The sequence below is a fragment of the Streptosporangium brasiliense genome (assembly GCF_030811595.1).
GTDB lineage: Bacteria > Actinomycetota > Actinomycetes > Streptosporangiales > Streptosporangiaceae > Streptosporangium > Streptosporangium brasiliense.
In genome coordinates this window covers 383,584-408,325 of the sequence record NZ_JAUSRB010000001.1, presented here as the reverse complement: position 1 = coordinate 408,325, position 24,742 = coordinate 383,584, and the positions used below count along the sequence as shown (strand labels likewise).

Annotated in this window: 21 protein-coding genes; 12 read left to right on the top strand and 9 right to left on the bottom strand. The window is 74.4% G+C overall.

Features of this window, described 5'->3' with window-relative positions:
• Positions 1–95: 95 nt before the first annotated feature.
• The 3 genes from J2S55_RS01805 (at position 96) to J2S55_RS01795 (ending at position 4,150) form a co-directional block, all read left to right on the top strand.
• A complete protein-coding gene (locus J2S55_RS01805; RefSeq protein ID WP_306856796.1) occupies positions 96–1,403 on the top strand; it encodes a M64 family metallopeptidase in 1,308 nt (435 codons plus the stop codon).
• A 93-nt stretch (positions 1,404–1,496) separates the two neighbouring features.
• Entirely contained in the window at positions 1,497–2,555 is a 1,059-nt protein-coding gene (locus J2S55_RS01800) for an LLM class flavin-dependent oxidoreductase (RefSeq protein ID WP_306856795.1), read from the top strand.
• Positions 2,556–2,623: 68 nt separating this feature from the next.
• Complete coding sequence (locus J2S55_RS01795; protein ID WP_306856794.1) at positions 2,624–4,150, top strand: AMP-binding protein; 1,527 nt, start codon at positions 2,624–2,626, stop codon at positions 4,148–4,150.
• A gap of 35 nt (positions 4,151–4,185) precedes the next feature.
• Here the strand turns inward: J2S55_RS01795 and J2S55_RS01790 are convergent, their stop codons facing one another.
• A complete protein-coding gene (locus J2S55_RS01790; protein ID WP_306856793.1) occupies positions 4,186–5,721 on the bottom strand; it encodes an alpha/beta hydrolase family protein in 1,536 nt (511 codons plus the stop codon).
• Between the two features lie 78 nt (positions 5,722–5,799).
• On the opposite strand from J2S55_RS01790, the gene J2S55_RS01785 reads away from it, so the two are divergent.
• Positions 5,800–6,363 (top strand): ArsR/SmtB family transcription factor, encoded by a 564-nt coding sequence (locus J2S55_RS01785; protein WP_306856792.1) that lies wholly within the window; start codon positions 5,800–5,802, stop codon positions 6,361–6,363.
• Positions 6,364–6,476: 113 nt separating this feature from the next.
• Here the strand turns inward: J2S55_RS01785 and J2S55_RS01780 are convergent, their stop codons facing one another.
• The 3 genes from J2S55_RS01780 to J2S55_RS01770 form a co-directional block, all read right to left on the bottom strand.
• On the bottom strand, positions 6,477–7,640 hold the full coding sequence (locus J2S55_RS01780; protein ID WP_306856791.1) for an FAD-dependent monooxygenase: 1,164 nt from the start codon (positions 7,638–7,640) through the stop codon (positions 6,477–6,479).
• A gap of 52 nt (positions 7,641–7,692) precedes the next feature.
• Positions 7,693–10,770 (bottom strand): AfsR/SARP family transcriptional regulator, encoded by a 3,078-nt coding sequence (locus J2S55_RS01775; RefSeq protein WP_306856790.1) that lies wholly within the window; start codon positions 10,768–10,770, stop codon positions 7,693–7,695.
• 180 nt (positions 10,771–10,950) lie between these two features.
• Positions 10,951–12,471: an MFS transporter gene (locus tag J2S55_RS01770; RefSeq protein ID WP_306856789.1), complete on the bottom strand. Its 1,521-nt coding sequence runs from the start codon at positions 12,469–12,471 to the stop codon at positions 10,951–10,953.
• Between the two features lie 245 nt (positions 12,472–12,716).
• Here J2S55_RS01770 and J2S55_RS01765 point away from each other — a divergent pair, with 245 nt between their 5' ends.
• The 3 genes from J2S55_RS01765 to J2S55_RS01755 all read left to right on the top strand — a co-directional run bounded on the left by J2S55_RS01765 (position 12,717) and on the right by J2S55_RS01755 (position 15,375).
• A complete protein-coding gene (locus J2S55_RS01765; RefSeq protein WP_306856788.1) occupies positions 12,717–13,523 on the top strand; it encodes an SDR family NAD(P)-dependent oxidoreductase in 807 nt (268 codons plus the stop codon).
• Between the two features lie 239 nt (positions 13,524–13,762).
• Complete coding sequence (locus tag J2S55_RS01760) at positions 13,763–14,125, top strand: YciI family protein (protein WP_306856787.1); 363 nt, start codon at positions 13,763–13,765, stop codon at positions 14,123–14,125.
• 2 nt (positions 14,126–14,127) lie between these two features.
• The gene (locus J2S55_RS01755; RefSeq protein ID WP_306856786.1) at positions 14,128–15,375 is read left to right on the top strand and encodes an RNA polymerase sigma factor; all 1,248 of its coding nucleotides are present in this window, start codon (positions 14,128–14,130) and stop codon (positions 15,373–15,375) included.
• Between the two features lie 31 nt (positions 15,376–15,406).
• Here the strand turns inward: J2S55_RS01755 and J2S55_RS01750 are convergent, their stop codons facing one another.
• Both J2S55_RS01750 and J2S55_RS01745 read right to left on the bottom strand, forming a co-directional pair.
• A complete protein-coding gene (locus J2S55_RS01750; RefSeq protein ID WP_306856785.1) occupies positions 15,407–16,144 on the bottom strand; it encodes a sulfite exporter TauE/SafE family protein in 738 nt (245 codons plus the stop codon).
• A gap of 311 nt (positions 16,145–16,455) precedes the next feature.
• On the bottom strand, positions 16,456–17,244 hold the full coding sequence (locus J2S55_RS01745) for an SDR family oxidoreductase (RefSeq protein WP_306856784.1): 789 nt from the start codon (positions 17,242–17,244) through the stop codon (positions 16,456–16,458).
• Positions 17,245–17,353: 109 nt separating this feature from the next.
• On the opposite strand from J2S55_RS01745, the gene J2S55_RS01740 reads away from it, so the two are divergent.
• Positions 17,354–17,953, top strand: coding sequence for a TetR/AcrR family transcriptional regulator (locus tag J2S55_RS01740; protein ID WP_306856782.1), 600 nt, complete (start codon positions 17,354–17,356; stop codon positions 17,951–17,953).
• A 40-nt stretch (positions 17,954–17,993) separates the two neighbouring features.
• Here the strand turns inward: J2S55_RS01740 and J2S55_RS01735 are convergent, their stop codons facing one another.
• Positions 17,994–18,917, bottom strand: a complete 924-nt coding sequence (locus tag J2S55_RS01735; protein WP_306856780.1) for a cyclase family protein — start codon at positions 18,915–18,917, stop codon at positions 17,994–17,996.
• Between the two features lie 30 nt (positions 18,918–18,947).
• On the opposite strand from J2S55_RS01735, the gene J2S55_RS01730 reads away from it, so the two are divergent.
• Entirely contained in the window at positions 18,948–20,246 is a 1,299-nt protein-coding gene (locus J2S55_RS01730; RefSeq protein ID WP_306856778.1) for a serine hydrolase domain-containing protein, read from the top strand.
• 2 nt (positions 20,247–20,248) lie between these two features.
• Here J2S55_RS01730 and J2S55_RS01725 read toward each other — a convergent pair whose 3' ends face one another.
• Together J2S55_RS01725 and J2S55_RS01720 are read right to left on the bottom strand one after the other, a co-directional pair.
• A complete protein-coding gene (locus J2S55_RS01725; protein ID WP_306858540.1) occupies positions 20,249–21,040 on the bottom strand; it encodes an SDR family NAD(P)-dependent oxidoreductase in 792 nt (263 codons plus the stop codon).
• Positions 21,040–21,660: a cysteine hydrolase family protein gene (locus J2S55_RS01720; RefSeq protein ID WP_306856777.1), complete on the bottom strand. Its 621-nt coding sequence runs from the start codon at positions 21,658–21,660 to the stop codon at positions 21,040–21,042. Before J2S55_RS01720 ends, J2S55_RS01725 begins: the two co-directional genes overlap by 1 nt.
• A 173-nt stretch (positions 21,661–21,833) precedes the next feature.
• On the opposite strand from J2S55_RS01720, the gene J2S55_RS01715 reads away from it, so the two are divergent.
• The 3 genes from J2S55_RS01715 to J2S55_RS01705 are packed head-to-tail and all read left to right on the top strand — an operon-like array spanning position 21,834 to position 24,596.
• Complete coding sequence (locus tag J2S55_RS01715; RefSeq protein WP_306856774.1) at positions 21,834–23,864, top strand: serine/threonine-protein kinase; 2,031 nt, start codon at positions 21,834–21,836, stop codon at positions 23,862–23,864.
• Between the two features lie 31 nt (positions 23,865–23,895).
• Positions 23,896–24,258: a Zn-ribbon domain-containing OB-fold protein gene (locus tag J2S55_RS01710; RefSeq protein WP_306856773.1), complete on the top strand. Its 363-nt coding sequence runs from the start codon at positions 23,896–23,898 to the stop codon at positions 24,256–24,258.
• Entirely contained in the window at positions 24,255–24,596 is a 342-nt protein-coding gene (locus tag J2S55_RS01705; RefSeq protein WP_306856771.1) for a VOC family protein, read from the top strand. Before J2S55_RS01710 ends, J2S55_RS01705 begins: the two co-directional genes overlap by 4 nt.
• Positions 24,597–24,742: the final 146 nt, after the last annotated feature.

The window sequence follows — 24,742 nt, the reverse complement described above, 5'->3', positions numbered from 1 at the left end:
CCGTCTTGTCACCTCCGCGTGATCGGGGCGTTACCGGTGGGCGTCGAAGATCAGCGCACCTCATGACATTTCCGAAAGTCCGGAAAGGAAGTTCTGTGCGCCGAATCCCCCTGCTGGCCACGGCGGCCGTGGCCACCGCCTGCGCGGCCGCCCTGGCCGCCACACCCGCCCTGGCCGCCGCGCCCGCCCCCTCCCCCACCACGGCGACCGCGCTCCCGGCGGGTGCCGCGGGTCCGGCCAGGCCGGTCGAGGTCTTCGCCGAGGACGGCACCATCACCCGCGCCGAGGTGCCCGCCTCCGCCGGGCCCAGGGCCCGTTCCCTGGCCGCGCCCGCCGCCGAGGTCACCCCTGTCGAGGTCAACGGGCCGAGCGAGGACCGGATCGACCTGGTCTTCCTCGGCGACGGCTACACCGAGGCCGAGCTCGGTCTCTACGGCGACCAGGTCGCCGCCAAGTGGGCGCTGCTGTCCAACCGCGAGCCCTTCAAGAGCTACCGCCGGCTGTTCAACGTCTGGCGGGTCGACATCCCCTCGCCCGTCTCCGGCGTGAGCGGCGACCCCGCCCGCGACGTGGTCAGGGACACCCCGCTCGGGATGACCTTCTGGTGCGACGGCCTGGAGCGGCTGCTCTGCGTGGACGAGGACCGCGCGAAGTCCTACGCGGCGCTGGCGCCTGGCGTGGACCAGATCGCGGCGATCGCCAACTCCGCCAAGTACGGCGGCGCGGGATACACCGACGAGGAGATGGCGACCTTCTCCGGCGGCAACGAGCGCGCCGGAGAGGTCCTGCCGCACGAGCTCGGCCACTCCCTGGGCGACCTGGCCGACGAGTACGACTACTACGCCTACCCGGGCGACGGCAGCCGCTACGACGGCCCCGAGTTCTCCGAGGTCAACGTCAGCGTCCGCGACGCCGGGCGGATGCGGGCCGAGCGGGCCAAGTGGTGGTACTGGCTCGGCGCCCCCAGCCCCGACGGCGACGTCGTCGGCGCCTACGAGGGCGGCTACTACACCCAGTACGGCGTCTACCGGCCCACCCCCAACTCGCTGATGAAGTCGCTGGGCCGGGAGTTCAACTCGGTCGGCCGGGAGAAGATGATCCAGTCGTTCTACACGATCGCCCGGCCGATCGACTCCCACACGCCCAACGGGCGGCCGGTGGAGCGCGGGGCGACGCTCTCGGTGACGCCCGCCCCGGTCTCGACGCTGTCGATCCGCTGGTACCGCGACGGCAGGGAGCACCGCCCCTGGCGGGGCCGCACCTCGGTGGAGGTCATCGGCATGGGCGGCGGCGGCACCGTCACCGCGGTCGTCTCCGACGGGACCGCCGATGTGCGCGACCCGGGCTACCGCGAGAAGTTCCTGACGCAGTCGGTCGCCTGGACCGTCCGCGGCAACCACTGATAGGCTCACCCAAGCGAGCGCTTGGTTACGTACCGCCAGCCGTACCCGGAGCGCGGAACGGGACACACGGAGACGACCCCCAAGGGACAGCCGATGAAGTTCTCGACCTTCCACCTCTTCCACCGGTTCGACGGCCAGAGCTTCAAGGACGTCTACGACTACCACCTTGAGCTGGTCGAGCTCGCCGAGGAGCTGGGATTCTCCGGGGTACGGCTGGCCGAGCACCACTTCCGCGACTACGGCGTGGTGCCCAACCTGTTCACGATGCTGGCCAACCTGGCCGCGCGCACCGAGAGGCTGCGGCTGGGCACCGGCATCGTGGTCCTCCCCCTGCACAACCCCATCCACGTCGCCGAGGAGGCGGCCATGGTGGACATGCTCTCCGGCGGGCGGCTGGACCTGGGCATCGGGCGCGGCTACCAGAGCTTCGAGTTCGAGGGCTTCGGCATCGACCTGGCCGAGGCCCGCGACCGGTTCAACGAGGCCCTGGAGGTCGTCCTCGGCCTCTGGGGCAGCCCGTCCTTCCGGCACGAGGGCAAGTTCTACCGGACCGGCACCGAGGTGGAGCTCGTCCCCCGGCCGGTCCAGCACCCGTTCCCGCCCATCCACGTGGCGGCCGTCTCCCCCGAGACCGTGACCATGTACGCCGAGCGGGGCCTGCCGATCCTGGCCGACCCGGCGGCGCCCTTCCGCAAGGTGGTCCGGGCCGCCGAGACCTGGCGGGAGACCGCGGCCGAGGCCGGGCACGACGTGACCGCCGCGGAGCTGGTGGTCGCCCGCAGCGTCTACGTCGCCGCGACGGCCGAGCGGGCCCGCGAGGACCAGGCCAGGTTCGAGGCGATGTTCGACCGGAGCCGGATCTTCAACGAGCGGAGCGCGCCGATCGACCCCCGGACCGGCAGGGCCGCCCAGGGGTTCGAGTACTACCAGGACCGCTACCTCAAGGGCGGCTCGGTCTCCAACGACTTCCGCTGGGAGCAGCTGGAGGTCATCGGCGACCCCGAGCGGGTGGTCGGCCAGATCCGGCTGCTCGAGGCGGCCGGGTTCGCCGACCTGCTCTGCGACTTCGGCAGCACCAGGCCGATGCCGCTGGAGGAGATGAAGAAGGTCATGCGGTTCTTCGCCGCCGAGGTCATGCCGGCTTTCGAGTGATCCGTCCCGTACGGCGCGCACCGGCCGCAGGCGGAGGCGCGGGCCGTACGCCCCCCGCAGGAGGCGCGATGATCGACCAGTTGACCCTGTCCGACGTCCTCGCCGAGCACGCCCGCAGCCGCCCCACGGTGACGGCGGTCGTGGACGGCGAGGTCCGGCTCACCTACCCCGAACTCGACGAGCGGGTCACCCGCCTGGCGGACGCGCTGGCCGCCCGGGGGGTCACCGCCGGGGAGCGGGTGCTGTGGCTCGGCCGCAACAGCCACGTGGTGCTGGAGCTGCTGCTCGCCTCGTCCCGGCTCGGCGCGATCTTCTGCCCGGCCAACTGGCGGCAGTCCACCGACGAGCTGTCCTTCGTCGTGGCCGACCTCACCCCGAAAGTCGTCGTCTGGGAGCGGTCCGAGGCCGCCGCCCCGCTGAGCGGTGACGGCTGGATCCTGGCCGGCGCCGACTATGAGGCGTTCCTGGCCGGCGGGTCGGCCGTCCCCCGCCCGGAGGGGCACCCCGGCGGGCCGGCGGGCGGGTCCGCCCAGGCGCCGGGGCCCGGCGACGACTCGGCCCCGCTGCTCGCCCTCTACACCGCCGCCTTCGACGGCCGCCCGAACGCGGCCCTGCTCAGCAGCGCCGCGCTGGTCGCGCACAGCACCGCGCTGCTGGTGGTCCGCCGGATGGAGGACGGCTTCACCTTCCTCAACAGCGGGCCGCTGTTCCACGTGGGCACGATGATGTTCTGCCTGGCCACCCTGCAGATCGGCGGGACGAACGTGTTCACCCCGGCGTTCGACGCCGAGGAGGTCTGCCGCCTGGTCGACGCCGAGCGGGTCACCCAGGCGTTCCTGTTCGGCCAGATGATCGACGCGGTGACAGAGGCGAACAGGGACGGCAAATACGACCTGACGTCGCTCCGCTTCATCTCCCACTCCGCCGAATGGGACGGGATGACGACGGTGGACGACTCCCCCTGGTGCCGGTCGAAGATGGGCGGCTACGGCCAGACCGAGGTGGGCGGCATGCTGACCTTCCTCGGCCTGGCCCCGGGCGCCGCCGGGCCCGCCGGACGGCCCTCGCCGCTGGTCCAGGTACGCCTGCTCGCCCCCGACGGGGGCGAGGTGCCGGCCGGGGAGGTGGGCGAGATCTGCGCCCGCGGCAAGTCGCTCTTCTCCGGATACTTCAACAGGCCCGAGCTCAACGCGGCCAAGACGCGCGGCGGCTGGCACCACACCGGCGACCTCGGCCGCCGCGAGCCCGACGGCACGATCACCTTCGTCGGCCCCATGCTCCGCATGATCAAGTCCGGCAACGAGAACATCTACCCCGCCGAGGTCGAGCGGGTGCTGAAGACCCACCCCGCCGTCGCCGACGCCGCCGTCATCGGCGTCCCCGACGAGCGGTGGCGGCAGGCCGTGAAGGCCGTCGTGGCCCTGCGGGGCGAGGCCACGGCCGAGGAGATCGTCGAGCACGTCCGCGCCCGGCTCGCCCCGTACAAGAAGCCCAAGCACGTCGACTTCGTCGAGGCCATCCCCAAGAAGGGCTTCACCCCCGACTACGACGCCCTCGACGCCGCCCACGGCGGGGGCGGCTACCCCGGGTCCTGACCGCCCCGCCGGCCGCCCCGCGGGTCCCGGGGCGGTCACGGGAGCAGCAGCCCCCAGTAGAGCGCCCACGGGACGAACACCGTCCCACCGGCGAGCAGGAGGCCGAGCCGTACCCGCTCCCCCCGCGGCGCGGAGCCCCGGGCGCGGCGCCAGGCCAGCGCGGTGCCGGCCGTGGCGACCACCGAGACCACCGCGAGGGCCTGCAGCGCCAGCCAGATCAGCGGGCGCCCGGCCACGACGGGACCGGGCGCGGCCAGCTTGCCGCCGGTCATCATCAGGTAGACCAGGTAGGAGAACGAGCCGAACACCGCCACGAGCCCTCCGGCGCTGAGCAGCCTCGCGGCCCCGGCCGCCGGAGCCGGCCGGCGGCCGCGCAGGCGGCGCACCAGCGCCACCACCGGGTAGGCGGCGAAGGCGGCCACCAGCACCACCAGGACCGCGAGCTGGAGCGCCGCCGACTCCCACCAGGACGGGGGGTCGACCGGGACGGTCGGCGACTCCTGCACCGGGGCGGGCCCTGACACCCGCGCCACCGGCGCCCGGCCGGCCGTGACGTCCGCCACCCAGGAGCCGACCAGGTCGGCGTAGCCGGGGGCGAGCTCGGGCAGCCGGGTGACGCCCCCGTCGGGGGTCCGGTGGGCGGCGTGGTCGGCGTCGGGGAAGAAGCGGAAGGTGTAGTGCCGGTTGCCCCCCTTCTCCAGCGCCGCGGCGAGCAGCGGCGGGGTCTCCCGGGGAGGGGTCAGCAGGTCGTGGGTGCCCCAGACGCCGAGCACCGGCTGCCTCACCGCGGCCAGGGTCGGCTCGGGGTCGTGGTAGGGCTCGGGGAACATGCCGCCGTCGGCGATCGTCCGGTACAGGTTGAGCTCGGCCCGGTCGACGAGCGAGCCCGACACCCCCGCCTTGCGCAGCCCCGCCGCCACGGCCCAGGTCTGCTGCCGCAGCGGCTGCAGCGCGTTGGCGCCCACGAGCACGACGAAGGCGATGTCCGCCGAGCGGGAGGCGGCGATCGGGGCGACCCAGCCGCCCTCGCTGAGCCCCCATATGCCGACCTTCGCCGGGTCGACGCCCGGCTGGGAGCGGAGCGCGGCCACGGCGCCGAGCGCGTCGTCGGCGAGCTGCGAGTAGGAGCGCCGGAAGAGCGAGTAGCCCTCGGAGCGCTTGTCGTAGATCAGCACGGCCAGGCCCCGGCGGGCGAACTCGACGGCCTCGCCCATGAGCTTCGTGCGGGGCGTGCCCGTACCCGCGCCGTGCACCAGGACGATGCCGGGCCGGGCGGGCCCCGCCGTGGCGGGCGAGAGGACCGTGCCGTGCAGGGTGAGGCCGCCGCTGCCGCGGAAGCTCACCCCCACCGCCCTCAGGTCGGAGGGCACGGCCAGGTCGGAGGGCCCGGCGGGGGTGGGCGCGACGGCGGCGGGCACGGCGGCAGCGGGCATGGCGGCCATGGACTCGGCGCCCCCGGGCACGGCGGCGGCGGGCACGGCGGCAGCGGGCACGGCGGCGGCCGTGACGGCCGCGGCGGGGGCGGTGAGCAGGCAGAGGGCGAGGGCCGTCGCCGGGAGGATCGGTCTCATATGCCGAATATATTCTGCAGAGATTTATCGGCAAAGGATTGTCTGCAGATATCCTTCTGCAGGACTAGGCTGTTCATCATGAAGGATGAGGAGTCGTTCACACTCGACGATCCGGCGAAGCTCAAGGCACTGGCCCACCCCATGCGGCGGCTCATGCTGCGCCATCTCGGCCTGCACGGTCCCGCCACCTCGACGACGCTCGGCGAGCTGCTCGGCGCCAAGACGGGCACGACGAGCTACCACCTGCGGCAGCTCGAGAAATGCGGCTTCATCGAGGAGATCCCGGAGCGCTCCGGCGGCCGGGAGCGCTGGTGGCGCAGGGCCGAGACGCCCAGGGACATGCGGCTGCCCACCCCCGACCGGCTGGCCCCCGAGGACCGCCCGGTGCTCGCCGAGTTCCACCGGATCGGCTGGGAGGAGGACCGCGGGCTGCTCGACCGGCTCCCCGAGCTCTACCGGCGCGATCCCGAGTGGGTCAAGGCGTCGCGCGGCCTCGGCCGGATGACCATGACGGAGTTCGAGGAGTTCTTCGACGCCTACGTCGCCCTGCTGATGAAGTACAGCCACCGGGCCGAGGACGCGCCGCCGGACGCGCGGCCCCTGTACGTCCGGCTCTTCGCCTTCCCGGCCGACGAGAGCTGACCCCGCCCCGGGAGCCGGCCGGCGGCCCCGGGGAGCGGCGCCCCGAGAGGCCCGCCGGGCACGGCGCCGGCGGACCGGAGCGCGGGGCCGGATGGTCCGCCCGGCGTCCGGGGTCACCGGGGCACGAGGGCCGAGTAGTCCTTGAGCGTGATGTTGGTGGCGAACTTGTCGGTCATCCTCATCATGATCTTCAACAGGAAGCCGTACTTGAACATCCAGTTCCGCATCCGGATCCGGCCCGGCGTGCCGGGGGCGAGGAAGGGACCGGCGTTGCCGTTCCGGGCGACCTTGGCGTAGTCGCGGAACTCCTCCTCGTAGCGCCGGAAGGCGACGCGGTGGTCCCCTCCGGCCGCCGCGAGCTCGCCGGCCAGGACATAGGCGCCGACCATGGCCAGCCCGCTGCCGAAGCCGCCCAGCGTGTTGCCGTAGGCGGCGTCGCCGAGCAGCACCACCCGGCCCTTGGCGTAGTGGTCGATCCGGACCTGGCTGATCGAGTCGAGATAGAAGTCGTCGGCGTGCCGTACCGCCTCGATGACGGCGGGGGTGCGCCAGCCCATCCCGGCGTAGGCGTCGATCAGGATCCGCTTCATCTCCTCGGTGTCGTAGCGGTCGTAGTCCAGCCGCGGCGAGGCGAAGACGAAGAACGCGGGCGACTTGGGACCGCCGAGGGCGACCATCCTGCCCGGCTCGTTGTATATCTTCGCGGCGTTCTCGAAACCCGCGGGGAGATCGACCAGGGCGTAGTAGTGGCCGAGGAATCGGACGTAGTCGGACTCGGGGCCGAAGGCCAGGCGCCGGACGTTGGAGTGGATCCCGTCCGCGCCCACCACCAGGTCGAAGGTCCGGGGGGCGCCGCGCTCGAACGTGACGTGCACGCCGCCCGCGGTCTCGGTGAGGGAGGTGATGGAGTCGCCGAAGACGTACTCGCACCCGGCGGCGGCGGTCCTGTCGTACAGCAGCCGGGCCAGGTCGCCGCGCATGATCTCAAGCTCGCCGCCGGTGAACTCGCCGGGCATCACCGCCAGCGTGCGGCCGTCCGCGTCAACGAACTCCTGGTCGGTCCCCCCGGTCTGCAGCCGCCGCACGTCCTCCAGGACGCCCATCCGCTCCAGCACGGCGAGGTGCGTCTCGCCCTTGAAGTCGACGGCCTGCCCGCCGGGCCGCAGGGCGGGGGCCTTCTCGACCACGGTCACGTTGTAGCCGTAGCGGATGAGCCAGTGGGCGAGCGCGGGACCGCCGATGCTGGCGCCGGAGATCAGGACGTTGGTGTCTGTCATGTCAGTGAGCTTCGCCGGAGGCGCTGACAGGCCGGAGACAGTGGGCTGACAGTCAGAGGAGGACTGTCAGCGCCTCCTCCCGGCCCAGCGCGGCGCCCCTGGCGAACTCCGCGGCGAACGCCTGCGCGCCGATGAGCTCCGTGGCGCCCGCGGCGGTCCCGGCGACGTCGCGGTCGCCGGTGACGGCCATGCCGCGCAGCGCCACCCCCACACCGAGCAGGAACGCCGCCCGCCCGGCGGCGCCTTCGAGCAGGGCCAGCCCGGCGTGCCCCTCGACGACCTCGGCGAGATCCGTCGCCACCGCCGTCGACGCGCGGGCCAGGGAGAGCGCCTCGCGGTGGCGCTCCTTGGCCTCGGCGAGGTCGCCTCCGGCCTGGGCCAGCCGCCCCAGCCCGGTGAGCACGAGCGGCCTGATGCCCTCGGCGGCGTAGGTGCCGGGGCTGACGGCCTCCAGTGCCGCCGTGTAGTGCTCGCGCGCCTCGGCGTGGTCGCCGCACAACCGGGTGAGTTCGCCCCATCCCAGCTCGACCAGGGATGACCGGTGCGACGTGCCCGTCCTGCGCACCAGCTCGGCGGCGCGGTGCAGGTCGGCGCGGGCCGCGGGGAGGTCGCCCTCGCGCAGCAGCCCGCCGGCCCTGCGGCAGAGCACGTCCGCCATCTCGTCCAGGGCGCCGAGCTGCCCGTGCAGGTCCAGCGCCTGTCCCCACAGCCGCCTGGCCCGCGCCCAGTCGCCCCGCCAGTTGGAGATCAGCCCCAGCCATTCGAGCCCCTGCGCCATCCCCCAGCGCTCGCCCGTGGCGCGGAAGCCCGACAGCGTCGACTCCAGCCCCCGCTCGGCGTCGATCACCCTGCCGTCGAGCAGGTGCACCAGGGACTCCCCCAGCATGGACACGGCCCGGCTCCACGGGTCGGAGCCGAGCAGCCGCCCCCGCCTCAGGGTGGACTCCGGATCCGACGGTCCCGCGACCATGCCCCACAGCACGTTCGCGAACGGGTGCCGCAGCTCCCGGTCCAGTGACCGCATGATCTCCTCGGCCCGCGCCCACTGCTCCGGCGAGGCATTCGGTACGGCCTGCAGCACGCACATGACGTACTCCTCCTCCAGCGCCTCGGGCGGCCCGGCGCCGAACCGTTCGAGCAGCCGCAGCGCCGACGAGGCCGCCTGGCCGCGCCGCCCGCTCAGCCACCAGTACGCCGCCAGGGCCGCGATCAGCCGCAGCGCCGTCTCGGGGTCGCCCTGTGTGGCGTGGCGCAGCGCGGCCTGCAGGTTGCTGTGCTCGGCGGAGAGCTGGGCCAGCCATCGGAGCTGCTCGGCCCGGCGCAGCCACGGCTCGGCGCGCTGCGCCAGGTCGAGGAAGTAGGCGGCGTGAGCGTCGCGCAGCCGCTCCCCCTCCCCGGCCTCCGCCAGCCGCTCCGCGCAGAACAGGCGGATCGTGTCGAACATCCGGTAGCGGCCGTCACTTGCCTCGATGAGGGACTTGTCCACCAGGTCGGCCAGCACCTCGCCGGTCCCGCAGACCCGTTCGACCGCCTCCAGGGACGCGCCCCCGGAGAACACCGAGAAGCGCCTGGCCAGCGTCTGCTCCTCGGGGCCGAGCAGGCTCCAGCTCCACTCCACCACCGCGCGCAGCGTCTGGTGGCGGACCGCCGCGGTACGGTCGCCGCGCGACAGCAGCGTGAACCGGCCGTGCTCGTTCAGGCGCGCGGCGATCTCCTCCACGGTGAACGACCTCACCCTCGCCGCCGCCAGCTCGATGGCCAGCGGCGACCCCTCCAGCGTCACGCAGATCTCGGCGACCTCGGGCCGCATCGTGAAGCCGGGACGCACGGCGGCGGCCCGCTCGGCGAACAGCCGCACCGCGGGGTAGGCGAGCGCGTCCTCGGGGTCCGTGCCCGGGGGCGGCACGGCCAGCGGCGGCAGCGGTACGAGCATCTCGCCGGTGAGCCCGAGCGGCTCGCGGCTGGTGGACAGGATGGACAGCCCCGGGCAGGCGTCGAGCAGCCGGCGGGTGAGCGCCGCGGCCGGCGCGATCACGTGCTCGCAGTTGTCCAGGACGAGCAGGATCTCCTGGTCGGCCAGCGCGCTCACGAGCCGGTCGGCGGCGTCGGACCGGCCGAGGTCCGGTGGCCGCAGCCCCGCCTCGCGCAGGCCGAGCGCGCCCAGCACCACCTGGGGGATCTGGCCGCCGTCGTCGAGCGGGGACAGGTCGACGAAACACGTGTCCTGCCCCCGGCGACGGGCCGCCTCGACCGCCAGCCTGGTCTTGCCGGTGCCGCCGGGACCGGTCAGGGTGACCAGCCGGGAGTCCCGGAGCGAGTCGATCCGCTCCAGCTCCGTCGCGCGGCCCACGAAGCTGGTGAGCTGCGCGGGGAGCCGGTGGCGGGCCGCCTGCCCGCGCGCCCGCTCACCGCGCAGGATCGCCAGGTGGAGCGCCGCGAGCTCGGGCGAGGGGTCGGCGCCGAGCTCGTCGGCGAGCAGCCGCCTGATCTCGTCGAAGACGGCCAGCGCCGCCGCCTGCTGCCCGGCGGCGTGCAGCGCCCGCATGAGCTGGCCGCGCAGCCGTTCGCGCAGCGGGTGCGCGGCCACCAACTGCCGCAGCTCGGCCGTCGAGGTGCCCTCGGGGAGCGCGAGCTCGGCCTCGACGAGGTCTTCCCGCGCCGCCAGCCGTGTCTCCTCCAGGCGGGCCGCCTGCGACGGCGCGAAGGGCGAGTCGGCCACGTCCGCCAGCGCGGGCCCTCGCCACAGCTCCAGCGCGTCCTTGAGCGATCTCGCGGCGCGCTCGTGGTGCCCCGCGGCCAGGAGCCGGCGCCCCTCGCGGGCGAGCCGCTCGAAGCGGTGGGCGTCCACGTCGTCGGGGTCGACCGCGACCCGGTATCCGGTCCCGTGGAACTCGATCAGGTCAGGGGGGAGGTTGCGGCGGAGCCGGGACACGTGGGCCTGGATCGCGTTGGCCGCCCCGGCCGGCGGGTCGTCGCCGTACTGGCCGTCGATCAGCCGGTCCACGCTGACCAGCCGGCCCGCGTCGAGCAGGAGCAGCGCGAGGAGCGCGCGCGGCCGCGGCCCCCCAACGGAGACCGCTCCACCCTCAACCGTCCGGACCTCCAGCGGCCCCAAGATGCCGAACTGCACGGAACCGATTGTGTCCCATGTGTCCGGCCCGCGAGGCCCGCCACCCACCCCCCGGCCGCGCGGCCGGCCGCTGTCCGTCACCGCCGGAGGCGGCCGGCACCGTGTCCGTACCGATGCTCCCGGGTCGGGCTCGGCGTGGACCACGGTGCCGTCACAGTGACGACCGGCGGCCTCGGTCCCTCACTCCCGGTGGGAACGCCTGGAGCGCGCTCCGGAGTGCAGTCTCACCAGGACCGGGATGGCGAGGGCGAAGACGATCAGCAGGGCGAGGCCGGCCCGCAGGGCGCCGGCCCAGTCGGCGAGGCCCGTCCGGGCCGCCCCGGTCACCCCGGCCGCGGCGGCCCCGCCGTCGAGGACCGCGAAGAAGACGGCGCCGACGGCGGTGACGCCGAGCACGCCCGCCATCTCCTGGACGGTGCCGAGCACTCCGGCCGCCACCGCGGCATGGCGGTCACGCACCCCGGCCAGCACTGACGCGATCAGCGGCGACATCACCCATCCCATCCCCGTCCCGGCCACCGCCAGTCCGGCCGCCAGCCATCCGACCGGACCGGCGGCGGCGTGATACAGCAGGGCCAGCCCGGCGGCCAGCGCCAGGCCGCCGGCGCACGGCAGCCGCCGGCCCAACCGGCCGGCCAGCCGCCCGGCGACGGCCGAGCCGGCCAGGAATCCGGCGTTGAGCGCGGTGACCAGCCCGCCGGCGGCCGGCGGCGCCAGCCCCCGGCCGTCCTGCAGGTAGAGCACCAGCACGAACGGCAGCCCGGCCGAGCCGGCGAACAGCGCCAGCACCGCGGCCAGCCCCGGCGCGAACCCCGGCTCCCGGAAGATCGCCAGATCCAGCAGCGGGGCCCGGCCGGCCGCGGCCCGCCGGCGCTGCCGGTGGGCGAACCCGGCCAGCAACGGTACGGCGGCGGCCAGGGCGGGCCACGTCCAGGCCGGCCAGCCCTGCTCACGGCCCACGCTCAGCGGCCCGGCCAGCGCCAGCAGCCCGGCGGCCAGCAGCAGCGCCCCGGCCCCGTCCAGCCCCCGCCACCGCCGGCCCGGGCGCCTCTCGCCGGGCCCGGGACGGCCCGCCCCGGGCAGCAGGAGCGGGGTCAGGGCCAGTGCGGCCAGCCCGATCGGCAGGTTGACCAGGAAGCAGGTGCGCCAGCCCAGCCCGGCCGGGTCGGCCGCGACCAGCAGACCGCCGACCAACTGGCCGCTCACCCCGGCCAGGCCGACCGTGGCGCCGTACCAGCCGAACGCGCGGGCCCGGCCGGCGCCGGGGTACAGCACCGTCAGCAGCGCCGGCACCTGCGGCGCCAGCAGCGCCGCCGCCAGGCCCTGGCCGACCCGGGCGGCTACCAGCGCGCCCGCGGTGGGCGCCGCCGCGCAGGCCGCCGAGGCCAGGGTGAACAGCGCCAGGCCGGCGGTGAAGACGCGCCGGGGTCCGTGCAGGTCGCCCAGCCGCCCGGCCAGGATCAGCCCGGCCGCGTAGGCCAGCCCGTATCCGGCGATCACGAACTGCATCGCGGCCGCGCCGGCCTGCAGGTCCCGCCGGGTGGAGGGGATCGCCACGGTGACGATGAAGAAGTCGAGCGTGGTCATGAAGACCGCGGTCAGCACCACCGGCAGGGCCCGCCACCGGTTCCGGTCCCTGTCCGGCACTCCGCGCGAGCCGGGAGGGCACGGCGGGCAGGCAGGCGGCGTGATGGTCGGCATGTGGGGATCTCCAGCGTCTGATCGCCGGCCCGCGCCGGCGACGCCCCACCTTGGCCAGCGGCGACTCGCGGCGCTGGCGTATTTCGGCCGTCGATGTGCCGGGCGGTCGCGCCGGATTACAGGTCCGAATTCAGCTGAAATTACTGGTCTGAAGCTCGCCGGGGTCGGGCCGCACGCCCGCCGTAGCTTTGCTCCATGAAGCGCCCCTTCCAGCCGGAAGGGGCTGATGAGGAAAAGGGCACACCATGGATCTGCAGCTTTCCGGCCGCGTCGCGGTCGTCACCGGCGCCTCCAAGGGCATCGGCCTGGCCGTCACGCGCACCCTGCTCGACGAAGGGGTCCGCGTCGTGGCCGCCTCGCGCAAGAGCACCCCGGAGCTTGAGGCGCTCGGCGGTGCCGGGCTGCTCCACGTGCCGGTCGACCTGATGGCCCCCGAGGCACCCGGCCGGGTCGTGGCGCGTGCGGTGGAGGAGTTCGGCGGGCTCGACATCCTGGTGAACAACGCCGGCGGTCCGCCGCCCGGCGTCTCCCTGCCACGCTTTTCGTTCCTGGCACCCACCGACGACGACTGGCGGGTGATGTTCGAGTTCAACCTGTTCTCGGTCGTCCGTGCCATCCGTGCCGCCATCCCGCCGATGCTCCAGCGCGGCGGCGGTTCGATCGTCAACGTCTCCTCGGGCAGCGCCCGGCTGCCCGCCCCGATGAACGTCGACTACAACGCGGCCAAGGCGGGCCTGAACAACCTGACCAAGGCGCTGTCGGAGGAGTTCGCCCCGCAGGGCATCCGGGTGAACACCGTCTCGCCGGGACCCGTGCGGACGGCGTGGTGGACCGAGGAGGGCGGTGCGGCCGACATCATCGCCGCCCAGGCGGGCACCGACCGTGACAGCGTGATGGACAGCGTCGCACCGGAGATGATGAAGCTGTCGACCGGGCGCCTCGTCGAGCCGCAGGAGGTGGCCGACGTGATCGCCCTGCTCGCCTCGCCCCGCTCGGCGAGCACGACCGGCGCGGACTTCGCCGTCGACGCCGGGTTCCTCAAGGAGGTCTGACCCGCCGGGGTCCACCGGCCCGGACCTCCCCGGCTGCTCCGCCCCGGCCCCATGGGGCCGGGCGGAGAGCGGAGACCGTGGATCGTCCCTCCGGGCCGCCCAGGGGACCGAGGTCCCCGTCGGCGGCGCGGGAGAGAATTTCGAGTAGTTTGTCACCGGATGTCGAGGACCTGCCTCCGGCTCCGACCGAGAGGTGACAGCGCGCCGGCAGGGCACGCGCGACCGAGGGGACACCCGGGATGAAGTACGTAGCGATGATCTATGGCAACCAGGCCAAGTGGGACTCCTTCCCGGCCGAGGCGTGGCCGGAGGCCATCGCCAGGCAGGAGGCGTTCAACGCCAAGTATCGGGAGACCGGGGAACTGCTGGGCGCCTACGGCCTGGCGGACGCGGCCAACGCCAAACTCGTGCGGCGTGAGGGTGGAGCCCCGGCGGTCACCGACGGGCCATACCTGGAGACCAAGGAGTACATCGCCAGCTTCTACCTGTTCGACTGCGAGAGCGAGGAGCGCGCGCAGCAGATCGCGGCGGACATGCCCTTCGCCGACGTGGAGCCGGTCGAGCTCTGGCCGGTCCTGCACGGGTCCGCGGCGGACATGTGAGCGTGGACCATGGTGTCGAGGACCTGCTGCGCGAGCTCGCGCCGCAGGTCCTCGGCGCGCTGGTCCGCCGGTACGGCGTCTTCGACGCGTGTGAGGACGCCGTCCAGGAGTCGTTGCTCGCCGCCGCGCTCCAGTGGCCGGCCGAGGGGATGCCGGACAGCCCGAGGGGCTGGCTGATCACCGTCGCCTCGCGCAAGCTGGTGGACCAGGTCCGCAGCGAACAGGCACGGCGGCGCCGTGAGGACCGCATCGCCCTGGCCACCCCGCAGGCGGAGCTGCTCAGCCGGGCCGCCGACGCCGACCCGGGCACGGACCGGGACGACTCCCTCGCGCTGCTGTTCCTGTGCTGCCACCCGGCGCTGTCGGCGCCCAGCCGGATCGCGCTGACGCTGCGCGCCGTCGGCGGCCTGACCACCGCGCAGATCGCCGCGGCCTTCCTGGTCCCGGAGGCGACCATGGCCCAGCGCATCAGCCGGGCCAAGCAGACCATCAAGACCTCCGGCACCCCGCTGCGCATGCCCGAGGCGGCCGACCACGCCGAACGGCTGGGCGCGGTGCTGCACGTGCTGTACCTGATCTTCAACGAGGGATACACCGCGACGGACGGCGCCGACCTGACCGCGCCGGCGCTGTCGGCCGAGGCGATCCGGCTCACCCGGATGCTGCACCGCCTGCTGCCCGACGACGGCGAGGCGGCGGGGCTGCTGGCGCTGATGCTGCTCACCGACGCGCGCCGCCCCGCACGCACCGGCCCCGACGGCGACCTGGTGCCGCTGGCCGAGCAGGAGCGCGGCCGGTGGGACCGGCGGCTCATCGCCGAGGGGATCGAGCTGATCAGTCAGACCCTGCCCCGGGGGCAGGTCGGCCCGTATCAGCTCCAGGCGGCCATCGCCGCCGTCCACGACGAGGCCGAGCACGTCGACGCCACGGACTGGCCGCAGATCCTCGTGCTGTACGGGCTGCTGGAACAGGTCGCGCCGAACCCGATGGTCACCCTCAACCGCGCGGTCGCCGTCGCCATGGTGCACGGCCCCGCCGCCGGGCTGGCCCTGCTGGCCGACCTGGAGTCCGACCGGCGGATGGCCCGCCACCACCGCCTGCTCTCGACCCGCGCCCACCTCCTGGAGCTGCTCGGCGAACACGACGGCGCGGCGGACGCCTACCGCGACGCCGCCCGGCGCACCACCAGCGCGCCGGAACGGCGCCACCTCGCCTCCCGCTCGGCGCGGCTGGCCGCCGGACGGAGCTGAGCCGGGCCGCCGGTGGCCCGCGGATGAGGCCTCACAGGAGCAGGCGCACCGCGGCGAGCAGCGTGAGCGCCACCGTGATCCGTTCGAAGAGCTTGCGGTCGATGCGTCCGATGACCACGCGGCCGGCCGCCGCCCCGGCGAGGACGGCCGGGAAGGTCAGCGCGGCGAACCCGAGCGTGGCCGGGGTGACCAGGTCCAGCGCGACGCTGAAGGGCACCTTGAACGCGTTGATGATGAGGAAGAACCACGCGCTGGTCCCGAGGAACCCCAGCATCGGCAGGCCCGCCGCCAGCAGGTACAGGGCCATGACGGGCCCCGCCGCGTTGGCCGTCATGGTCGCGGCGCCGGCGAAGAACCCCGTGAGGGCGGCCACCGGCCGGCGGTGGGCGAGGGAGTCCTCGGGGCCGCGGCGCCGGTTCCACAGGTGGACGGCGAGGATCGCCAGCAGGATCCCGCCGATCAGCCGCCTCATCTGCGTGTCGTCGACCCAGCGGACGACGACCGCGCCGGCCGCCACGCCGGCCGCCACCCATGGGAAGAGCCTGACCAGCTTCGGCCAGTCCGCGTGGCGGCGGTAGGCGACCACGGCGACCACGTCGCCGACGAGCAGCAGCGGCAGCAGGATCCCGGTGGACTGCTTGGCCGGCAGGACGAGCGCGAACAGCGCCACCGCCACCGTCCCCGCGCCGGAGACGCCCGTCTTGGAGAACCCGACCAGGAACAGGGAGAGCAGGATCACCGCCCATTGCAGGGCGTCGAGAGTGGGCATCAGCCGCGCCGCCGCCGTGGCTCCGGCGCGGGGAGCGCCCGTTGCGCCGGGCGCGCGGGCCGTCCCCGCCGTCCGGCGGCCGCCTCCCGGGCCCGTCCGATGCCGGCCATGGTCTCCCCCTGACGTGGCCCGCCCGGAGCCGCCGTGCGGCCACCCCTATGACCGGCCAGAGGACATCATGCCGTGCTGTGCGGTTTCGGGATGAATCGCCCCTATGATCCCGCTCCGGCCGGCCGGGCCCCGCGCCGGCGTGCCGGAGCACTCCGCCGGCGGGGGCGCCGCCACCGTCCGCCGGGCCCGCCGTACCCGGGTCAGACGGTCTTGACGGACCCGCCGTCGATGAGGTGGTCGGCGCCGCTGACGCTGGCGGCGTGCGGCGAGGCGAGATAGACGACCATGGCGGCCACCTCGGCCGGTTCGACGAAACGGCCCGTGGTCATGCCCGTCCAGGCCGGGAGCTGCGCCAGCACCTGCTCGTGCTCCAGCCCCATCGACCTGGCGAGCTCCGCGCCGTAGCCGGCCGGGTCCTCCCACATGGAGGTGCGCACCGCGCCGGGCGAGACGGTGTTGACGCGCACCCCCTGGGGGCCGAACTCCTCGGCGAGGGCCTTGCCGAACGCGGTCAGCGCCGCCTTGGCGGTGGTGTAGGTGACGGGGCCGGCGTGTGGCATCCGGGCCCCGTTGGAGGAGATGTTGACGATGCTCCCCCGGCTCCGCAGGAGGCTGGGGAGCGCGGCCCGGGTGGCGCGGACCGCGCTGAGGAAGTTGAGGTCGAACGCGTGCAGCCACTGCCCGTCGTCGAAGCCGAGGAATCCGCCCAGCTGTCCCTCGCCCACGTCGCCGCCGCCGACGTTGTTGACCAGCAGGTCGATCTCACCCAGCTCCGCCAGCGCCTCGCCGACCAGCAGCGCCGGACCTTCCTGTGTGGACAGGTCCACCGGCACGGCGGTCGCGCCGGTCTCCTTCAGCTCGGGCGAGACCGTGCGCGCGCCGGCCACCACCCGCATCCCCTCGGCGGTGAGCGCGGACACGATCGCCAGCCCGATCCCCCGGCTGGCCCCGGTCACCACGGCGGTCTTCCCGCTCAGTCCCATGTCCATGAGAGTCCCTTCCAGAATCTGCATCACTCAAGACGCAGTAAACATAGTAGTTGCAACATAGTTGTTGCAACTACCGCCGAAAAGGCGTCTCTGGTGTAGTCTCCGGTCCGTGACGAGGGCGCAGAGCGCGGCGGAGGGCGACATGGCGGGCCACGGCGGCCGGGCGCGGCGCGCCGACGCCGAGCGGACCGTGCTGGCGATCCTGGAGGCGGCCGAGCGGGTCCTGAGCAAGAACCCCGCCGCGACCATGGAGCAGATCGCCGAGGCCGCCGGCGTCGCCCGCACCACCGTCCACCGCCGCTTCGCCTCCCGCGAGGCGCTCGTGGACGCCATGACAGCCTGGGCCACCCGCCAGTTCGGCGCGGCCGTGGACGCCGCCCACTCCTCGACCGCCCCGCCGCTGGTCGTCCTCCACCAGGTGACCGCGAACATCCTCCGCATCAAGATCGACTGGGGGTTCGCCATGGGCCGGGCCCCGCAGGGCGATCCCGAGGTCGCCCGCGTCCACGCCGCCGTGCTGGACAAGTGCGACGAGATGTTCCGCCGCGCGCGGGCGGCGGGCGTCCTGCGCCCCGACGCCGATCTCCGGTGGACCCGCCGCGTCTACTACGCCCTCATCCACGAGGCCGCGCAGAGCGAGGGCGACGCCGACACCCTCGCCGTCCAGGTCGTGGACACTCTCCTGCGGGGCGCCGGCGCCGGCCACTGAGCTCCCGCCCGCGGCCGGGGCCGCCGCCGACCCGGGACCGCTAGAGGATCGCCAGGGGGTTGATGGGGCTGCCGGTGCCTCCTTCGATCTTGAGTGGGGCCGCGACGAAGACGAAGTCCCCGCCCGTACGGCCGGCGCACGCCGCGGCCAGTTCCTCCAGCCAGAGCATCTCGGCCAGGTGGATGCCGTGCCGCCAGAGCAGGATCATGTGGAGGTCGTCCTCCAGGCCCTCGTCGGCGAGCTGGCGGGCGTTGAGGCCGCCGATGGCGGCGTTGTCGGAGGCGACCATCGCGACGTCGCGGGAGGCGAGCCAGCGGCCCGCGTCGGCCGACAGGCCCGGCTGGCCGGACCAGTAGTCCTCGGGAGAGCTGTCCCAGACCAGGGGCCAGCCGGTGCGGACGACGGCCACGTCGCCGGGCCGCACGTCGTCGCAGATCTCCCGCAGCAGGTCGCCGGAGACGCGCAGGTCCACCGGGAGGTGGTCCAGGCCCAGGTGGCGGGGGACGTCGAAGAGCACGGCCCGGGCCACGACGCCGCCGACGGTCTCGATGCCGCACCGGGCCGCGCCGTACGATCTGACCCTGGCGGCGGGATGGCCGTTGTAGATCTCCTCCCCCGACCACATGTGGCACAGGGCGTCCATGTGGGTCGTGGTGCCGTGGCAGGTGACGATGACGGCATCGTCGGCCATGCGGAGTCCCGCGCCGACCGGGCGGGTCCCGGCCGCGTAGTCGCCGCCGTCGACCGACATGAAATGCTGCGGCAGCGGGCGGCCGCGCAGGTGGGGGACCGTCGTGGGGGCGGATGAGGAGGTGGCCCCCCTGAGGGGCATGGCCAGGCTGATCACCTGACCGGTGGCGGCCGAGGCCAGCGCGGCGAGGACCGTCGCGGGGGTCAGCAGGTTCAGCGTGCCGCGCTGGTCGTCTGGGCCGAAACGGCCCCAGTTGTTAGGCTCGGTTACCAAGCAAGTGCTCACTTTCATGGAGGGGCGGTCATGACGGCGGTTCACGGGCAGTGCGATCCCCGGTTCTCCCGGGTGCGCGAGGTGTTCGACGGACACTTCGCCGAGGGCGAGGAACTGGGCGCGGCGTTCGCGGTCTTCCTGGACGGCGAGCCGGTCGTGGACCTGTGGGCCGGGGTCGCCGACCGGCACAGCGGGCGGCCCTGGGAGCGCGGCACCCCGGCGCTGACCTACTCGTGCACCAAGGCGGTGACCGCGACGGCGGCGCTGCTGCTGGCCGAGCGCGGGCTGCTCGACGTCGCCGCGCCGGTCGCCGACGTGTGGCCGGAGTTCGCCCGCGGCGGCAAGGAGCGGATCACCGTCGAGCACCTGCTGACCCACCAGGCGGGGCTGCCCGTGATCGAGGAGCCGGTGCCGGTGGAGGAGTTCGAGGACCAGGCCGCCATCGCCGACCGGCTGGCCGGGCAGGCGCCGATCTGGGAGCCGGGCACCGCGCACGGCTATCACGCGCTGACGTACGGCTTCCTGCTCGGCGAGGTGATCCGCCGGGTGTCGGGCAGGTCCGTGGGCGAGTTCGTGACCGCCGAGATCGCCGCGCCGCTGGGGCTCGAACTCTGGCTCGGCGCGCCGCAGGACGTGGCGGCGCGGGCGGCGCGGCTGTCGGCCGGGGAGCGGCGCGGGACCGCCGGGACCGCGGAGGGCACCGGGACCGCGGAGGGCACCGGGACCGTGGAGGGCACCGGGACCGCGGGGGGCGCACAGGCGCTGTCCGGGGCCGCCCCGGACACCGCCCCGGACGCCGTCCCGCGGGTGTCGGGAGCCGCCACGCCACCCGGCGACCCGTTGACGGAGATGTCCAGGGCCGTCCTCGACAAGGACAGCCTGATGAACCGGGCGCTGGGCAACCCGCCGATCCACCTGCTGAAGGGTGGCGCCAACCACCCGGTCATGCTCCGCTCGGGCTGGCCGGCGGTAGGGGCCGTCGCCACGGCGCGGGGCCTGGCCGGCTTCTACCGCGACCTGGTCGCCGGGCGGATCCTGCGCCCGGCGACCCTGGCCGGGGCCGTCCGGCGGCGGGTCGACGGCCGGGACATGGTGCTGTGCGTCGGCAGTTCCTTCGGCCTGGGCTACATGCGCCCGGCTCTGACCTTCCTCACCCCCACCGCGGGGGCGGAGTCCGCCTTCGGCCACACCGGCATGGGCGGGTTCCTGGGGCTCGGCGACGTCGAGCACGGCCTGGGCATGGGCTACACGATGAACAAGATGACCGGCGCGGTCTCCAACAGCCTCCGCGCCTACCGCCTCGCCGAGGCCGTCTACGGCTCCCTCTAGCCTCAATGCATCGTGATGCCGCCGCTGACCGACATGATCTGGCCGGTGATGTAGGCGGCCCTGTCGGTGCAGAGGTAGGCGACCAGGCCCGCCACGTCCTCGGGGGTGCCGAGGCGGCGCAGCGGGACGCTCCGGGTCAGCTTGTCCACCAGCCCAGGCCGGTCGGCGTCCACGCGGCGGAGCATGGGGGTGTCGGTGGGCCCGGGGCAGACCACGTTCGAGGTCACGTTCGCCCGGGCGGTCTCCCGGGCGAGGGTCTTGGCCAGGCCGAACAGCCCGGCCTTGGTCGCGGCGTAGGCGCCCTCCCCGCCGGATCCGGCCCGCGCGCCGTCGGAGGAGATGAAGATCAGGCGTCCCCAGCCGCGCCCGGTCATCCCGGGCAGCAGCAGCCGGGTGAGGAGCATCGGACCGCGCAGGTTGACCCGCCACATCAGGTCCCAGTCCGCCGGGTCGCTGTCGGCGAACGGCTCGACGACCGACACCCCGGCGCCGTGCACCAGGATGTCGGGCGCCCCGGCGCCGCCGCAGAACTCCGCGATGGAGCCCGGGTCGGTCAGATCCACCGGCAGCGCCGTGGCCGGCGCCCTGGGCCCGCTCGGCGCCCCGGCCCTCGCGCCCAGCCCCAGCGACTGGCTGTTCAGCTCGTCGGCGATCCCGGCGGCGCCCGCCCCGTCCACGTCGGCCACGACGAGCCGGGCGCCGAGCGAGGCGAGGTCGCGGCAGATGGCCGCGCCGATCGCGCCGGCCCCGCCGGTCACCACCGCGGTACGGCCGTCCAGCCGCAGGCCCTCCATCATCTCCAGACCTCCACGAGATCGGCGGCGGTCACCCGCGCGGCCAGGAGGCCGACGGTGTTGTCCAGTACGGCCTGCGCGTAGTCGTCGGGGACCCCGGCCACGGCGTCGGTCACCACCGCCACCCGGTAGCCGAGGTTGACGGCCTCCAGGGCGAGCCCGGGGATGCCGAGGTTGAGGGAGAGCCCGACCGCGACGACGGCCGAGACGCCGAGCGAGCGCAGGGTCGTGTCCAGCGAGGTCCCGGTGAAGGGTGAGAAGCCGTGGTAGCGGCGCGACTCCAGGTCGCCCGGGTCGAGCAGCGCAGGCAGGACCTCGATCGCGCCGGTGCCCTCCAGCATGTGCGCGGGGTCCTTGAGCAGGGCGGTGATGAACGGGCAGTTGGCGGTGTGCGACCCCGCCCGGTCGGCGCGGAAGGCGGCGGTGCAGTGGACCACCGGGATCCCGGCGGCCCGGGCCGCGCTCAGGACCGAGGAGGCGTTGGCCACCACGTTCCGCCGCGCGCACACCTCCACCAGATCCGGAAATCTCGCCAGATCGCCGACGACCCCGCGCTGCATCTCCATCACCAGCACCGCACTGTGCCCCGGTGCGGCCAGTGACCCCAGATCGACCGGCATACGGCCTCCAAACGCCCGAGCGCTTGCTTGGTTATCGGCCAGAGCCTAACACGCGGCCCGGCCCGTCACCCGGGCCCACCACCCCGTCACCGTCCGGCAAAGTTCGCCGACCATGACAACCGGCCACCGGGGTGAGACCGTCGAACAAGCGACGGCGCTCGGAGGGGGACTGAATGGTTCCGGGATACCACGAGGTGCGAGAGCTCGGCGCCGGAGGCAGCGGCCGGGTGGTGCTGGCCACCTACGCCCCCACCGGCGCCTACGTGGCCATCAAATATCTGGACGCGGCGCTGCGGGACGACCCCCGGGCCATGGCGCGCCTGCGCGAGGACGCGCGCGTCATGGTGGAGTTGCGCGATCCGCACGTGGTCCGCCTCCACGAGTACTACGAGGACGTGCTCGACGCCGCGCTCGTGATGGAGCTGGTGGACGGGGTCGCGCTCCGGAAGGTCCTGTCCGCGCACGGCACCACCAGCCCCGAGGCGGCGCTGGTGGTGCTCAAGGACTCACTGGCGGGCCTGGCCGCCGCCCACGCCGCCGGGATCGCGCACCACGACTGCAAGCCGGAGAACGTGCTGGTCCAGGCGGACGGCACCGCCAAGCTGACGGACCTCGGCATCGCCGCCCCGGCCGGGGAGGCGGGCATGCCCGCGGGCACCCCGGCCTACCTCGCGCCCGAGCGGTGGGCCGGGGCCCCGGCCGGCCCGGCGAGCGACGTCTACGCGGCCACGTGCGTGTTCTTCGAGTGCCTCACCGGGCGCGCGCCGTACGGGACGGACCACCCCGCCGTGCTCATGCGCCGGCACCGGACGGCGCCGATCCCGCTGGAGGCGGTGCCGGGCTCGGTGCGGGAGCTGGTCGCCCGGGGCCTGGCCAAGGACCCGGCGGACCGGCCGCCGACCGCCCCCGCGTTCGTCGCGGAGCTGGAGGCGGCCGCGCCGGCGGCCTACGGGCCGGGGTGGGAGCAGCGCGGGCGGCGGCACCTGGCCGAGCCGGCCACGCTGCTGGCGCTGACCTTCCCGCTGGCCGGCTCCTCGCCCCGGCCCGGCGTCCCGGTCGCGCGGCGCGTGGCCGGCCGCATGGGCACGATACGCCGCCCCCGGCTGGGCCCGCGGGTCGTGGCCGGGGCCGCGGTGATCGCCGTCGCGGTCACCGTCGGCCTGGTCGCCGCCGACCGGGCCCCCGACCGGCTCTCCACCGGCACGATCTTCACTCCGGAGCAGCGCCCGCCCGGCGCCGAGGATCCGCCGGCGTCCACCGGGAGGACCTCCACCGGGAAGGCGCCCTCCGGGAAGAACCCGGGATCGCCTCCGCCGGAGCCGGTCGCCACCCCCGGGCCGTCACGGAGCGCCTCCATCGGCCGGGCCACGCCCTCGTCGCGGAGCGCCCACCCCAGCCGCCCCGACCGCCCGACCTCGGCCCCCTCGCGGACCCCCTCCGGGACGCCCGCCCCGACCGCCACGGGGACGCCGCCGCCCGCGCACGCGGTCAGCGGCCTGGCGATCACCGGGATCGACGCCGGCGGCGCCACGATCGCCCTGCGGGCCTCCACCGCGGCGGAGGTCGTGCTGAGCGTCGGGTTCGCCGAGGGGCCGGACCCCGCCCGGCTCGCCGAGGCGCCCCCGTACAGCCTCACCCTCACCGGGGCCGGCTCCCACTCCCGGAGCGTCCCGCACGCCTTCACCGCCCCGGCCTGCGGGCAGACCCTCTACCGGCGGGTCACGGTCTCCACCTCGCCCCAGGCCGCCGGCGGCCCGCGCAGCCGCACCGCGCGGGTCAGCGGCGGCCCGTGCCCGCCGCCTCCGGTCGAGAGCGTGGACATCGTCTCCTTCGACGGCGCCACGGTCCGCCTCCGCGTGCGGACCGGCGGCACCTCGGCGGTGACCGTGAGGCTGGAGTCCACCCAGAAGGTCGTCGGCGGCGAGGGCGGGTCCACCAGCGGCGTCCAGGTGCTGGAGCTGTCCGGCCGGACCGACTACACACGCGAGGTCGCCGTGGAGTTCGCCGCGCCGCCCGGCTGCGGCGTCTACGTCCACCGGGTGGTGACGGTCACCACCGTCCCCGGGAGCGGCACGCGCTCCCGCGACGCGCGGCTCGACCTCCCGCCCTGCGGGCCGGGACCGGACCCCGACCCCTCCGGGACGGAGTGGCCCCCCGACGGCGGGCCGGTCCCGGACGGATCCGCGGAGGACGGCACCTTGTGAGTAAAACAAGCGTGCGCTAGCTTGGCGATCGATGACCAGTGACACGCTCACCTACTGGGATGCCTGCCGTCGCGGCGAGTTGGTCATTCAACGCTGTACGGCCTGCGCCCGGCGGGTGCACCTGCCCGCTCCCGAGTGCCCCCACTGCGGCGGCGCCGACCTTCCCTACGAGCCCGTCTCGGGCGAGGGACGCGTGCACACCTTCACCGTGGTGCACCGCTCGCCCGTCCCGGAGTTCCGGGGGCGGGAGCCGTACGTGCTGGCCTGGATCGACCTGCCCGAGGGGGTGAGGGCGTTCGGCCGGGTGGTGGACTGCGCACCGGAGCGGGTGTGGATCGGCATGCCGGTATGCGTGACTTTCGTCGACGACCTACCCCATTGGAGACCGACATGAGCAAGCTCGGCAACGTCCTGATCCCCGTCGACGACCTGGACAAGGCGATCGCCTTCTACTCCGGCACGCTCGGCCTGGCGGTGCGCTTCCGCGACGGCGACCGGTTCGCGGCCCTGGACGGAGGGGGCGCCACGGTCGCGCTGGTCGCCGCCGAGGAGCGGGTGACCGGAGAGGTCACCGCGCCGTCCTACAAGGTCGACGACCTCGCGCGGGCCGTACAGGACCTGACCGGGGCGGGCGCGGAGGTGGTGCGCGGGCCCGAGACCGGGCCGCACGAGATCAGAGCCGTCCTCCGCGACCCGTCAGGGAACGTCTTCGTCCTCTACTCATCCCGCTAGCACCCTTCATCCCCTACCGAGCACCCTCCCCACCCCTCCTCCCTCCGAGCCGTCTCCTGAGCCCACTCCGACCCCGGGCCCTCACCCGGCGTCCGCTCCCACCCCGCCGAGCTCCGCCCGTCCCGCTGCGTCCTCTCCTCGCCCTC